The sequence below is a fragment of the Litoreibacter sp. JB4-2 genome, assembly GCF_055693445.1.
This window is the reverse complement of sequence record NZ_CM146334.1, coordinates 872728-885731: the sequence shown is the minus strand read 5'-3', so window position 1 is coordinate 885731 and position 13004 is coordinate 872728. Positions and strand designations below refer to the sequence as shown.

Sequence of the window (13004 nt, the reverse complement as noted above, 5' to 3'; positions counted from 1 at the left end):
ACCAGTCCCTCGCGCTCCCTGGAATATTTTTGAAACAATGAAAGGGATCAGGTGAGTTTGCGGCTGGCCTCTTTCACCGCGAAGGGTTTCATCTGATCGCCATGGGCCGCGAGAAACGCGTGCACGCGCGGGGCGTCATGTTTTGACAGCTCACGCAGCCACCAGGCGACGGCTTTCTGGATGAACCATTCATGGTCGGCGACATAGGTGGCGGCCCAGCCCAGCACTTGGTCGCGGATCGCCAGATCGGCGGGTTTGGGGTGGTTTTGCTTGGTCCAGGGCAGGGTGATCACCAAGGCTGCGCGGCGGGTCCACATATGGTCTGATTGGTGCCATTCTTCGATCTCATCCAAGCGCGACGGCTGCCAAACCAGCCGCTTTTGCCCTGCCATACAGGCGTGATCGGCTATCGCCCAGGCGTCAAAATCTGGAGCCCAGGATTTGATCAGCGCCCAGGCACTGTCATCAGATGGGCGCAGGCGGGCCTGTGTCAGAAGCTTGGCGGCAAGCACGCGCGCCTCATGGCTGCCGTCACGCCAGAGCGCGTCTGACAGTGCGACGCGGGCCTCGACATCCAGTTCGGTGCGCCAGTCTTTGGCGAGCGCGTCGAGCACCGGGTTGGACACGCCCAGATAGCGCCGATCCACCTTGTGGTAGGCGGCCATGTCAGTGGCTTTGGCAGCGTTGCCCAAGCTTTCAAGCTGGGCGAGGGCGGCTGCGGGTGTCATTCGACGGTGACGGATTTGGCCAGATTGCGTGGCTGGTCGACATCGGTGCCTTTGGCCACGGCGGCGTGATAGCTGAGCAGTTGGGCGGGAATTGCGTAGAGAATGGGAGCCAGAAACGGGTCGCAGCTGGGCATCACGATGCCTTCCCACACGCCGTCAGCGCCGTGTTTTGCGCCCTCGCTATCGGTGATCAGAATGACCTTGCCGCCGCGGGCCATCACCTCCTGCATGTTGGAAATGGTCTTTTCGAACAGCTCATCCATCGGCGCCATGACGACGACGGGCATGTTGCGATCAATCAGGGCGATGGGGCCGTGTTTTAGCTCACCTGACGCGTAACCTTCGGCGTGTATGTAGCTGATTTCTTTTAGTTTTAGAGCGCCTTCAAGCGCCAACGGGTACATCGGGCCGCGCCCTAGATAGATGGCGTCTGTGGCCAGTGAAATCTTGCGCGCGACGGCTTTGATCACCGGCTCCAGCGACAAGGCCTGATTGATCAGGCCCGGCAGGTTGCGCAGATCGGACAGCTTTGCGGCGAGGCCTGCCTCGTCCAATTTGCCGCGCTGATGGGCGGCTTTGAGCGCCAGAAGCGCCAAAATGGTGAGCTGGCAGGTGAATGCCTTGGTGGAGGCGACGCCAATCTCGGTCCCGGCCAGAATGGGCAGCGCCAGATCGCTTTCCCGCGCGATGGAGCTTTCGGGCACGTTGACCACGGACAGAATTTTACTGGCTTTCCCGGAGGCGTAGCGAAGGGCCGCCAATGTGTCCGCCGTCTCGCCTGATTGGGAGACGAACAGCGCGAAGGATTTGTCGGAAATCGGCGGGTTGCGGTAGCGGTATTCGGAGGCGATATCGACCTCCACCGGCAGGCCTGCGAGCTGTTCGAACCAGTATTTCGCCACCTGACAGGCCAGAAAGGCCGTGCCGCAGGCCACCATCGTGATCCGGTCGCAGCTGGTGAAATCCAGCTCGCCGCCGGGCAGGGTGATCGTGTTGCCCGCGCTGCCGGCATAGGCCGAGATTGCGTCGGCCAGAACGACGGGCTGTTCGGCGATTTCCTTGGCCATGAAATGCTTGTGGCCACCTTTTTCTACCCGCGTTGCATCCAGCCGGATTTTCTTCATCTGCCGGGTCGCTTGCCGTCCGCGCGCGTCATAAATCGCAAGGCTGGTGCGGGTCAGAACGGCGCGGTCGCCTTCTTCAAGATAGGTGACCTGATCGGTCATTGGCGCAAGCGCAATCGCGTCGGAGCCGACGAACATCTCGCCCTCGCCGTGGCCGATGGCCAGCGGGGATCCCTTGCGGGCTGCGATCATCAGATCATCCTCGCCGTGGAACAGGAAACACAGCGCAAATGCGCCTTCCAGCCGGCCGATTGTCATCTCCGCGGCTTCCTGCGGGGTCATGCCCTGATCAAGGTATTTTTGGGCCAGCAGCACCACGGTTTCTGTGTCGGTTTCGGTCACCGGTTTGATGCCGTCCTGCGCCAGTTCTTCGCGCAGGGCCTTAAAGTTTTCGATGATCCCGTTATGGACCACGGCGACGCGGCCAGATTGATGCGGATGCGCGTTTTCGACCGTTGGCGCGCCATGCGTGGCCCAGCGGGTGTGGCCGATCCCGGACTTGCCAGGCAGCGGGTCATGCACCAGCAAATCGGACAGGTTGATCAGCTTGCCCACGGCGCGGCGCCGGTCCAGCGTGCCGTTATTGACGGTCGCAATCCCTGCGCTGTCATATCCGCGATATTCAAGACGTTTGAGCGCCTCAACCAAAATGGGGGAGACCTCATGGGTTCCCAAAACACCAACGATTCCGCACATTTATCTGCCTCTTTTCATTTTCTTGGCGCGCAATATCTGCATCAGCTTGCGCGCGAAACCGGGTTTGATAGCTGTCTCTGCCCGACCAATGGCCATTGCGCCGTCGGGGACGTCTTTGGTCACGACCGTGCCTGACGCGGTCATGCTTTCTGCGCCCATTTTCACAGGGGCCACCAGCAAGGTGTTGGAACCGACAAACGCGCCCGCGCCGATCTCGGTACGGTGCTTCATGACGCCGTCATAGTTGCAGGTGATGGTACCTGCGCCAATATTCGCGCCCGCACCGACATGGGCGTCACCCACATAGGACAGGTGGTTCACCTTAGCGCCCGCGTCGATCTGCGCGTTCTTGATTTCGACGAAATTGCCGATCCGAGCGCCCTCGGACAATGCGGCGCCTGGGCGAAGCCGGGCGTAGGGGCCGATTTGGGTGTTCGGGCCGACATGGGCGCCTTCGAGATGGCAGAAGGCCCGGATTTCTGCGCCGCTTTCGACGGTTACGCCGGGGCCGAAGACCACGTTGGGGCCGACCCAGACATCTTGCGCCAGCTGCGTGTCATGAGAGAAATAGACGCTGTCAGGATCTGCGAGCGTGACACCGTTTTCCATGGCCTGCGCGCGGGCTTGGGCCTGAAACACGCGCTCTGCATGGGCCAGATCGTCGCGCGAATTGATGCCCAAAGTCTCTGCTTCCGGGCAGGTCACAACGGTGGCGCTAAGCCCGCGGTCAGTGGCCAGCCCGACAATGTCGGTGAGGTAGTATTCGCCGCTGGCATTGTCGTCCGATAGCTCCGATATCAAGGTGAACAGAACCTTGCAATCGACTGATTTAACGCCGGAATTGCACAAGGTGATGGCAAGCTCATTGGGGGTCGCATCCTTCGCCTCGACGATACGTTTGAGCGTCTCGCCTTCGGTGACCAGCCGCCCGTAGCGCGCGGGATCTTGGGCGTCAAAGCCCAGAATGGTGACATCGGCCTGCGACGCGGCGAGCGTGGTCAGCGTTTCCGCGCGCACGAACGGCGTGTCGCCAAAGAGCACAATCACCCGTCCATCGAAATCGGCCAATGCGGCGCGGGCTTGGTCGACGGCGTGGCCGGTGCCCAATTGCTGGTCTTGGCGCACGCAGATGGCTTTGGGCGATAGGCGCGCGACCTCCGCCTCGACGGCGTCCGCGCCATGCCCGGTGACCACCACCACGCGAGCAGGGTTCAAGGCGGTACCCGCGCGCAAAGCGTGCCCGACCAGCGACAGGCCGGCCACCTCATGCAGCACTTTGGGGCGGGTCGATTTCATTCTGCTGCCCATGCCTGCGGCCAGAATGACGAGAGCGGTTTGCATATCTGCTTTCCTTAGATTTGTGCCCGTTCTACCCTAGCGGCGGGCTGGCGCAAGATGCGCGGCCTCAAAACAGGTTACGGCGCATTACAAGCGACGAACGACAAAGGGCAGGGCATGCGCACAGTTGTTTTCGATCTCGACGGCACTTTGGCCGATACCAGCGGCGATCTGCTGGACGCCGCCAATGCGGTGTTCCGCGCTGAAGGGCATGGCGATGTGCTGCAACATCCGCGTGACGCAGGCACCGCCTTGCGCGGCGGGCGCGCGATGTTTCGGCTGGGCTACGAGCGGCTGGAGATTGAGCCGACCGACGCATTGCTGGACGCGCATTACCCCAAGCTGATTGCGGCCTATTTCGACCAGCTTTGCGCCAAGACCACGCTATATGACGGGGCGGAGGCAGCGCTGATCCGCCTGAAACGCGCGGGCTACAAGCTGGCCGTCTGCACCAACAAACCGATTGAACTGGCAGAGCCGCTTTTGAAGCTGTTGGGCGTGTCACATATGTTTGATGCTATTGTCGGCGCCAAAACCTTGCCGGTCAGTAAGCCCGATCCCGCGCCTTACCTTCTTGCGGTCGAACAGGCGGGTGGCACGCTGGCGCAATCTCTGTTGGTGGGCGATACGGCGACGGACCGCAAAACCTCCACCGCCGCTGGGGTGCCGTCGATTTTGGTCACATTCAGCCCCGCCGGGCATTCGGTGCTGGAGCTGTTCCCCGACGAGACGATAGATCATTTCGACGCGCTGGATGCAGCGGTTGAAAAACTGATCCCGATTAGCTGAACGCGGGGATTTGCGGCATCACGCCCGTTGACGCCGCGCGCCCGCCCGCGCAACATCGCCCCGACCAAGGAGGGCGCGATGCCGGAACGTTTCACGGGCGTATTTAAGGGGTCATTCACCCAGCAAGAGCCGATCCCGGAGGCGGGCATAAAGGCCGCGATGGACGTGCTGCAGCATGGCCGTTTGCACCGCTACAATGTGGCGGAGGGCGAGCATGGCGAGACCGCGCTATTGGAGCAGGAATTTGCCGCGCTGACGGGTGCCAAATACGCGCTCGCCGTGGCCTCGGGCGGCTACGCAATGGGCTGCGCAATGCGCGCTGTGGGCGTCAAAGCGGGCGACAAAGTGCTGTCAAACGGGTTCACCCTGGCGCCAGTGCCGGGCGCGATTGCGTCTCTGGGCGCGGAGCCTGTCTTTGTTGAGGTGACCGACGGGCTGGTCATTGATTTGGACGACCTGAAAGCGAAAATCGCAGGCTCGGGCGCGAAAACCCTGCTGCTCAGCCATATGCGCGGGCATCTTGTCGACATGGACGCGCTGATGGCGATCTGCGACGCGGAGGGCGTGCAAGTGATCGAGGATTGCGCTCATACGATGGGGGCGGACTGGCGCGGCACGCCGTCGGGCCGGCATGGCGTGATCGGCTGCTATTCCTGCCAGACCTACAAACATGTCAATTCGGGCGAGGGGGGCTTTTTGATCTCCGACGATGCCGAAGTGATGGCCCGCGCGATTATTCTGTCGGGCAGCTACATGCTGTACGCGCGCCATCTGGCGTCCCCGCCTGCTGAGGTGTTCGAACGCGTCAAATACGACACGCCCAACATATCGGGCCGCATGGACAATTTGCGCGCCGCGATCCTGCGCCCGCAATTGGGAACGCTGGCGGCGCAGGTCGACAATTGGAACGCGCGTTACAAAGCGGTCGAGCTTGGCCTACGCAATTGCCCGGGTCTGCAAGTGATCGAACGCCCGGTGGAGGGACATTTCGTAGGCTCGTCCATCCAGTTTCTATTGCCCGGCTACCAGCCTGCCCAGATTGAAGGTTTCGTAGCCAGCTGCGCCGCGCGCGGCGTGGAGCTGAAATGGTTCGGCGCGGCCGAGCCCAAGGCTTTCACCTCTCGCTATGACAGCTGGCGCTACGCTGAGGACCAATCCCTGCCACAAACCGACCGCGTCCTAGCAGGCCTGATCGACATGCGCCTGCCGCTTACTTTTTCGCTGGACGATTGCGCCCAAATCGCCCGCATCATCGCCGATGAGGCGATTGCTTTGGCCGGGCAAGTCGCCGCCGAATAGTCGTTGGGCAGGTAGGTAGGATTGGTTACACGGACATGTTTGCCGCGAATGTCAGCTCTGAGCCCATATCGTCCACAGCGCTGCAAAGCAGCCAACGGCGAGTTAAGGGAACCCAGTTCCTTCCGGTGTTTCTGCAATCCACGTTTCGTAAAGGTCGTGAAAATGCCGCATCGCATGTTCCGAAATGCCATGGTCGTTCAAATCGCTTACGTACCATCCTTGATGGAAGCTGCGATGTGACATTCCGCGTTGCACACTTTCGCAAAGCGCCTGATCTTCTTTCGCGACTACATCTCTTGTCCAGACGGATCTCAATCGGTCCCGCTCCGGCGCACCAGGATCGGTATCGTCCGCTGGTTTAAGCGACAGTGTGTAGCGAGAGGTCCTCGACGGCGTGACCGGATCGAACCGAGAGATGTAGAAGTTCTGGGTGCCCGGAAACCGCCCCAAGGTGATGTTGGGGAACAGCCACCAGAACTCGCCCACCAAGACATCATGGTCTAGATCAAGCGGGAAGGCGAGGTTGTCGGGCTTCCTCTTCGTCGGGGCATTCTGGTAGGTGAAAGTCGGGAAAAGCGTGAAGGCACTGTCCGGGATCGCCATCATCTCGTTGAAGTCCGGATGCGCCATCTGGCAATGGTAGCATTCCAGATAATTGTCGATCATGACCTTCCAATTCGCATCGCAAATGTAGGTATGCCCGAACTCCGCCCCGTCGCGGTTCGGCACATAGTCCAGGATATCGGGGCAGGCATTAAAGATCTGGCCCTCCAGACCAGGCGCGAATTCCCTGAGCGGGGGCGCGGTGTTGCTGGTATTCACAAAGACCAGCCCCGCAAGCACATCCACCGCAATGGAGGACAGTCCAATCTGGTCGAAGTCCTTTTCGCGCCGGGATAGCCCGCGCGCGCCCCGCAGCGCGCCGTCCAGGCCAAAGGTCCATGCATGATAGGGGCAGGTGATCACCCGTTTGTTGCCGGTCCCGTCCACCAACCGATGGCCCCGGTGCGGGCAAACATTGGCATAGCCGCGCAGGGTTTCCTCACCGTCGAGGACAAGGAAATACTCCTCGCCATGTAGTGTGAAGGTGAAGAAATCGCCGGTGTCCGTGATGTCGCTGACGTGGCATACGAATTGCCATGTCGTGTGGAACAGGTCTTGTTTTTCGAGGTGCATGACCGCCGGATCAAGGTAGAACCGCGCGCCTAGAGTAAGATCACGGTTCCGTTTGACATGTACTTGCAGAATTGGATTTTTGTCCATCGGTGTCGCCTCCCATGCGTCAGACTCACAAATGTATCTATCAAGGACACCTCGAACGCCAATTGCTGTTTGCGACAAAAAATCCAAAAAGCAGAAGAACAGACGTTTGCTTCAAACAATCCAACGGCAGCTTCGTCCCGCATAGCCGCCACTCGACTGGCATCCTACCCAGCTCGACTTGTATGGACCTCAACGGTGCGCTCGGTCCGCGAATTGCAAAACCGTTGCCTCTTCTAGTTGCGTGGGGGGAGGTCGGTTGTCCGTGCTGCGCGTTCGGCCACAAGTCCCTGTGTGCGCTTGGCGACGCGCAGCGGGGCGGTATTGGCGCTGAGGCCGCCGGGGGAGGGCATGTTGAGATGTGCCAGCACCGCCTGTGCGCCTTCGCGTGCGGTCAAAAGCCCGCCGGCAAAGGTGCCGCTTCCGGGGAAGGTTGGCACGCCTTGAGTGAACCGTGGTCGGCTGGCGTTTTTGCGCGCAACGACCAGCTCCTGGGCGGCGTAATAGGTGCGATTATGTTCCTCGACGATGCGCTTCAGATCGCCGGGCGCGTAGGTATGCGGGTCGGACAGCCCCATGGCCTTCGCGCAGAGCTTTGAGCAGAACCAGCGGTCAGGGGTGTGACGGCGCATGTTGATGAACTGGGTCATCAAAAGCCCCCAATAATCGTAGCCACAGCCCATATGTTTGCGCGCACGATCTAGGGTGTCTTTGGGTGCCCACGGCACCGGCAAAAACTCATACGCGCCCTTACGAAAGGTCATGTCGCGCTCGCAGACACCCCCGTGTTTTCCAACAGCAGAAATGCACATATATGTGTCGCCGTGGCAGGGCGGCTCCTTACTCGTAAACAATTCGCAATGCGAAAACTCAGACCGAGTGACAGCTTGGACAAGAGTATCGCTTAAAAACCGGCCCTCGCCTCGGTAGAAGGCAAGGTAGATCATAGTCGTGGTAGTGGTCCCAGGTGTTAACCTGTCAAAAATGGGGCAGAACCCGGGGAGGGGCAAGAAAAAACTAACGAAATGTTAAGCTTACGTGGCGAAGTGTTAACGAGTGGCTGCCTTGTTTTTGCCACATTTTCCGCCGACCCCTTGTTATTATGGCGGCACCGATATTCATGACGCGCACGTAAAGCTTTTTTTGTTGGCTCGCGCGGGTTTGGCATGAAACGTTCAGACCACGCCTTAGCATCAGCGGGAATCCGCCGGTCTGTTAATATTGGTTAATTTACGCGCAATCAAAAGACGGCAGCGCACCAAGGCGGGCGCGTGTCGCTGCCAGAAAAACGTTGACCGGGGGCGCAGGCTCCGTATTATCTGAACAAGTGTTCAATTAAAATTGAAAAGGCCGCCCATGTTTGCAGCTTCCATGCATTTCGATCTCGGCGAGGACGTCAACGCGTTGCGCGAGATGGTGCATCGCTGGGCGCAAGAGCGCGTGGCGCCGATCGCGGCTGAGGTCGATGCCTCCAACACGTTCCCCTCCGAACTGTGGAAGGAAATGGGCGCACTCGGCCTTCTGGGGATCACGGTTGATGAGGCGTATGGCGGCGCCGGCATGTCTTACCTGGCCCATGTCGTGGCCATTGAGGAAATCGCGCGCGCCTCCGCCTCAGTCTCCCTCAGCTACGGGGCGCATTCCAACCTCTGCGTCAACCAGATCAAACTGAACGGCACCGAGGAACAGAAGCGCAAATACCTGCCCGGGCTCATCTCCGGCGCGCATGTCGGCGCTTTGGCCATGTCTGAAGCGGGCGCGGGCAGCGACGTCGTGTCGATGAAGCTGCGGGCCGAGAAGCGCAACGACCATTTCCGGCTGACGGGCAACAAATACTGGATTACCAACGGCCCCGACGCCACGACTTTGGTGGTCTATGCCAAGACCGATCCGGATGCGGGCTCAAAGGGGATCACGGCGTTTTTGATCGAGAAGGACATGGCGGGGTTCAGCACCAGCCCGCATTTCGACAAGCTGGGCATGCGCGGCTCCAACACGGCAGAGCTGATTTTTGATAATGTTGAGGTGCCGTTCGAAAACATCCTTGGCGAAGAGGGGCGGGGCGCGAAGGTTCTGATGTCGGGCCTCGACTATGAGCGCGTTGTTCTGGCAGGCATCGGCACCGGCATCATGGCCGCCTGCATGGATGCGATCATGCCCTACATGGCGGAGCGCAAACAATTCGGCCAACCCATCGGCTCCTTCCAGCTGATGCAGGGCAAGATCGCCGATATGTACACGGCGATGAATTCCGCCCGCGCCTATGTCTATGAGGTCGCCAAGGCCTGCGACCGCGGTACCGTTACCCGACAAGATGCCGCCGCCTGCTGCCTCTATTCTAACGAAGAGGCGATGAAGCAAGCCCATCAAGCCGTGCAAGCCATGGGCGGTGCGGGTTTTCTGGCCGACGCGCCTGTCGCCCGCCTGTTCCGCGACGCCAAGCTGATGGAGATCGGAGCTGGCACCTCCGAGATCAGGCGCATGCTTGTGGGGCGCGAGCTGGTGGGGGCTATGGGGTGACGCGGATAGCTATCCTAATACTATTAGTTACATTCGCCATGCCCTCTAAGGCAGATGATGTCGGCGATTGGATGGATCGTTGTTTCGCCCATGTGGATGCGCTCATCGAAAACGCTGAATACGATACTAAGAGTTCGTTTTGGCAATTTGCGATGAATACAGAAAGCGCATGCGTCGAAGACCCTATAAACTACTGCGAGTATGCAGCCGATCCGAGCAAATGCCTTGATGAGTTGCGATTGGCGTTGGAGCTACGTCTTGATGTGCTCGAAAACGACATCGATATAGTTGTTGGAGAAAGCTCTTTCCTGCGCCTCCGATACGCCCGAAGGATCTCTCGCCACTTCGATGACGCCGAAAAAAGCGCCTGCGTTGGCCCCAATCCTTCAAGGGATGCACCAAACTGCGACAATGATAAATTCTGTGTCGTACTCGGGCGTATCGGTCAGCTCACCGGCGCGCGTAGGCTAGCTAGGGCCTTGGACGGCAAGCCAGAACAATGACCCTCCGCCCCCTCCATTACGCCGTGATCATCCTGCTGGCGCTGCTCGCGCTTCTTGCCGCTGCGCTCTACCAGCGCGCGGCCCTGACGCTCACGGAAACGCAAATCATCAAAACTTATGCGTCCCAATATCTGACTGATGCGGGGCCGGGCGCAAAACTGACAGATTGCCGTGCCATGACAGGCCAAAATAGCGCCACGCGGATGGTTGTCATTTGTGGCCCCGCCCAGTTTGATGCGGACCGACACTATGAATATCACGTGGGCCCTCTGGGTCAGCTGATCGTCAAACACGGGCCCGGTGATTGGGCCACACGCGACCCCGTCGCCGGACGGGAGGCCGCATGACATGAAAGAGATCACCATGAGATCACTCACCCTTGCCGCATTGCTGCTGGCCAGCCCCGCCGCAGCCCAAGACCTGCCAATAGCCGATGACAAACTTGTGGTGCTGGCCTGCCTTGAGAATATGGAGATCACGACAACCTGGCCGCAATGTCTGGACCTGATGTTTGAACCTTGCGCAGAAGAGGCGCCCGGCACAGACCCCCACGCGACCTGCCTGAGCGGCGTGCGCGATGAATGGAAAGGCACGGTTCAGGACCTGCAGGAGGAGGTGATGGCCGTCACCACTACCAATGGGGCCAACCAACTTTTGAACCTGATCGTCATCTGGACCGACTATGTCGCGCAAAAATGCGAAGACGTGGCGCAATCGCGCACAGAGGGCGTCGATAGCGCGCGGCTGGGCTGCGAAGTGAGCGAGCTTGCGGGCCTGACAGACGAGTTTGCCGCCTGTTTGGAAGGGCGCTCCACCGCCGAATATTGCGAGATAAAGGAGTAGGGTTTGACGGTGAACCGCGCTCCCAAGGACCGGAATCAAGCCGCAGGCGCCGGTCCAGCGACGGCCCGCCCCGACGGGCTGGCGCTTTTGCCGATCTCGCGCCCCACAAATGGGGGAGATGTGCTTGGCAACCATAAAGCTTTGTCGAATATGCGTTTCTGCGCCAACCCGCGGGCCGCCGCTGGACCGGCTCAGCATCGGGGACTGGCGTCATGAAACTCACCTCCCAAATCTCCCCCGGCTCTGACGATTTCAAAGCCAATGAAGCGGCCCATCTCGACGCGCTGCGCAGTGTGCAAGAGGCCGCAGAGACAGCCGCGCTCGGCGGCGGCGACAAAGCGCGCGAACGCCACCTGTCGCGCGGGAAAATGCTGCCCCGCGACCGGGTCGGCAATCTGCTGGACGCAGGCTCACCATTCCAGGAGGTCGGCGCGACGGCGGCCCATGGTCTGTATGACGGTGCGGCCCCTTGCGCGGGCGTTGTCGCGGGCATCGGCTTTGTCGAGGGCCGGATGTGCATGATCATTTGCAACGATGCGACGGTCAAAGGCGGCACCTACTACCCGATGACGGTCAAAAAACATCTGCGCGCGCAGGAGATCGCACAGGAAAACCATCTGCCCTGCATCTACTTGGTGGACTCAGGCGGCGCGAACCTGCCCAATCAGGATGAGGTCTTCCCAGACCGCGACCATTTCGGACGTATCTTTTACAATCAGGCCCAGATGAGCGCGCAAGGCATTGCGCAGATCGCGGTCGTTATGGGCAGCTGCACGGCGGGGGGCGCTTACGTGCCGGCGATGTCGGACGTCACCATTATTGTCAAAGAGCAGGGCACGATTTTCTTGGCTGGGCCCCCTTTGGTCAAAGCCGCAACCGGCGAAGTTGTCAGTGCTGAGGATTTGGGCGGCGGGGATGTGCATACGCGGCTGTCAGGTGTCGCGGATTATCTGGCCGAGGATGACGCCCATGCTCTGGCCTTGGCACGCCGCGCCGTGGGCAGCCTAAAAATTCTGTACAAAATGGGGTTGGGCCTTTGGAAAGTGACCCCAGTTTGTACAATTTCGAAGAACCGGCCTACGATCCGGCGGAGCTGCTGGGCGTCGTGCCCGCGTCGCTGACCACGCCCTACGACATTCGCGAAGTGATCATGCGGATCGTTGACGGATCGCACTTTGACGAGTTCAAAGCGCGGTTCGGGGAGACTTTGGTCACCGGATTTGCCGCGATCTGCGGCATGCCGGTTGGGATTATTGCCAATAACGGCGTGCTGTTTTCTGAAGCCGCCCAGAAGGGCGCGCATTTTGTTGAGCTGTGCTCCCAGCGCCGTATCCCATTGGTATTTCTGCAAAATATTACGGGTTTCATGGTCGGGCAGCGCTATGAGAACGAAGGCATTGCTCGGCACGGGGCGAAGATGGTGACGGCTGTGGCCACGACCTCCGTGCCGAAAATCACGATGATTGTTGGCGGCTCTTTTGGGGCGGGCAATTACGGCATGGCCGGGCGCGCCTACAGCCCCCGGTTCCTGTGGTCCTGGCCCAATTCCCGCATCTCGGTGATGGGCGGCCCGCAAGCCGCAGGTGTTCTGGCGACCGTCAAACGCGACGGGATCGAACGCAAGGGGGAGCTGGTCCGAACAGGAAGAAAGCGAATTTAAACAACCGGTTATCGACCAGTTTGAAGAGCAATCGCACCCACTTTATGCCTCCTCCCGGCTGTGGGATGACGGTATTGTTGATCCGCGTAAAGCACGCGACGTATTGGCCTTGTCGCTGCGTGCCGCCCTGTGTGCGCCGATTGAAGAGACACGCTTCGGCGTGTTCCGCATGTGACGCAGGCTTATCCCAAAGAGGGGCGCGACCTTAGGGGGCATCGAGCCCCCACGGCCGCGCAGGCGATCC

11 protein-coding genes and 1 pseudogene are annotated in these 13004 nt (G+C 60.1%); 7 read left to right on the top strand and 5 right to left on the bottom strand.

Going from position 1 to position 13004, the window contains the following annotated elements; genetic code table 11:
• Window positions 1–47: 47 nt before the first annotated feature.
• Genes ACZ1G7_RS04400 through glmU form a run of 3 tightly spaced genes read right to left on the bottom strand, consistent with a single transcriptional unit; the run spans window position 48 to window position 3889 of the window.
• On the bottom strand, window positions 48–728 hold the full coding sequence (locus tag ACZ1G7_RS04400; RefSeq protein WP_472662628.1) for a DNA alkylation repair protein: 681 nt from the start codon (window positions 726–728) through the stop codon (window positions 48–50).
• Window positions 725–2548 (bottom strand): glutamine--fructose-6-phosphate transaminase (isomerizing), encoded by a 1824-nt coding sequence (glmS, locus tag ACZ1G7_RS04395; protein WP_472662627.1) that lies wholly within the window; start codon window positions 2546–2548, stop codon window positions 725–727. Before glmS ends, ACZ1G7_RS04400 begins: the two co-directional genes overlap by 4 nt.
• On the bottom strand, window positions 2549–3889 hold the full coding sequence (gene glmU / locus ACZ1G7_RS04390; RefSeq protein ID WP_472662626.1) for a bifunctional UDP-N-acetylglucosamine diphosphorylase/glucosamine-1-phosphate N-acetyltransferase GlmU: 1341 nt from the start codon (window positions 3887–3889) through the stop codon (window positions 2549–2551).
• Between the two features lie 114 nt (window positions 3890–4003).
• Here glmU and ACZ1G7_RS04385 point away from each other — a divergent pair, with 114 nt between their 5' ends.
• On the top strand, window positions 4004–4675 hold the full coding sequence (locus ACZ1G7_RS04385; protein WP_472662625.1) for an HAD-IA family hydrolase: 672 nt from the start codon (window positions 4004–4006) through the stop codon (window positions 4673–4675).
• A gap of 78 nt (window positions 4676–4753) precedes the next feature.
• On the top strand, window positions 4754–5974 hold the full coding sequence (locus ACZ1G7_RS04380; protein ID WP_472662624.1) for a DegT/DnrJ/EryC1/StrS family aminotransferase: 1221 nt from the start codon (window positions 4754–4756) through the stop codon (window positions 5972–5974).
• Window positions 5975–6076: 102 nt separating this feature from the next.
• Here the strand turns inward: ACZ1G7_RS04380 and ACZ1G7_RS04375 are convergent, their stop codons facing one another.
• Both ACZ1G7_RS04375 and ACZ1G7_RS04370 read right to left on the bottom strand, forming a co-directional pair.
• Window positions 6077–7237, bottom strand: a complete 1161-nt coding sequence (locus tag ACZ1G7_RS04375; protein ID WP_472662622.1) for an aromatic ring-hydroxylating oxygenase subunit alpha — start codon at window positions 7235–7237, stop codon at window positions 6077–6079.
• Between the two features lie 233 nt (window positions 7238–7470).
• Window positions 7471–7998, bottom strand: coding sequence for a hypothetical protein (locus tag ACZ1G7_RS04370; RefSeq protein ID WP_472662620.1), 528 nt, complete (start codon window positions 7996–7998; stop codon window positions 7471–7473).
• A gap of 592 nt (window positions 7999–8590) precedes the next feature.
• Between ACZ1G7_RS04370 and ACZ1G7_RS04365 the strand changes: the two genes are divergently transcribed.
• From ACZ1G7_RS04365 to ACZ1G7_RS04345, 5 genes and pseudogenes are all read left to right on the top strand, one after another.
• Window positions 8591–9754 carry an acyl-CoA dehydrogenase family protein gene (locus ACZ1G7_RS04365; RefSeq protein WP_472662618.1) on the top strand — a complete coding sequence of 388 codons (1164 nt, stop codon included), beginning with the start codon at window positions 8591–8593 and terminating at the stop codon, window positions 9752–9754.
• A 38-nt stretch (window positions 9755–9792) separates the two neighbouring features.
• Window positions 9793–10257, top strand: a complete 465-nt coding sequence (locus ACZ1G7_RS04360; protein WP_472662617.1) for a hypothetical protein — start codon at window positions 9793–9795, stop codon at window positions 10255–10257.
• Complete coding sequence (locus ACZ1G7_RS04355) at window positions 10254–10604, top strand: hypothetical protein (RefSeq protein WP_472662615.1); 351 nt, start codon at window positions 10254–10256, stop codon at window positions 10602–10604. Before ACZ1G7_RS04360 ends, ACZ1G7_RS04355 begins: the two co-directional genes overlap by 4 nt.
• A gap of 16 nt (window positions 10605–10620) precedes the next feature.
• The gene (locus ACZ1G7_RS04350) at window positions 10621–11100 is read left to right on the top strand and encodes a hypothetical protein (RefSeq protein WP_472662614.1); all 480 of its coding nucleotides are present in this window, start codon (window positions 10621–10623) and stop codon (window positions 11098–11100) included.
• 212 nt (window positions 11101–11312) lie between these two features.
• A pseudogene (locus ACZ1G7_RS04345) lies at window positions 11313–12935 on the top strand (carboxyl transferase domain-containing protein).
• Window positions 12936–13004: the final 69 nt, after the last annotated feature.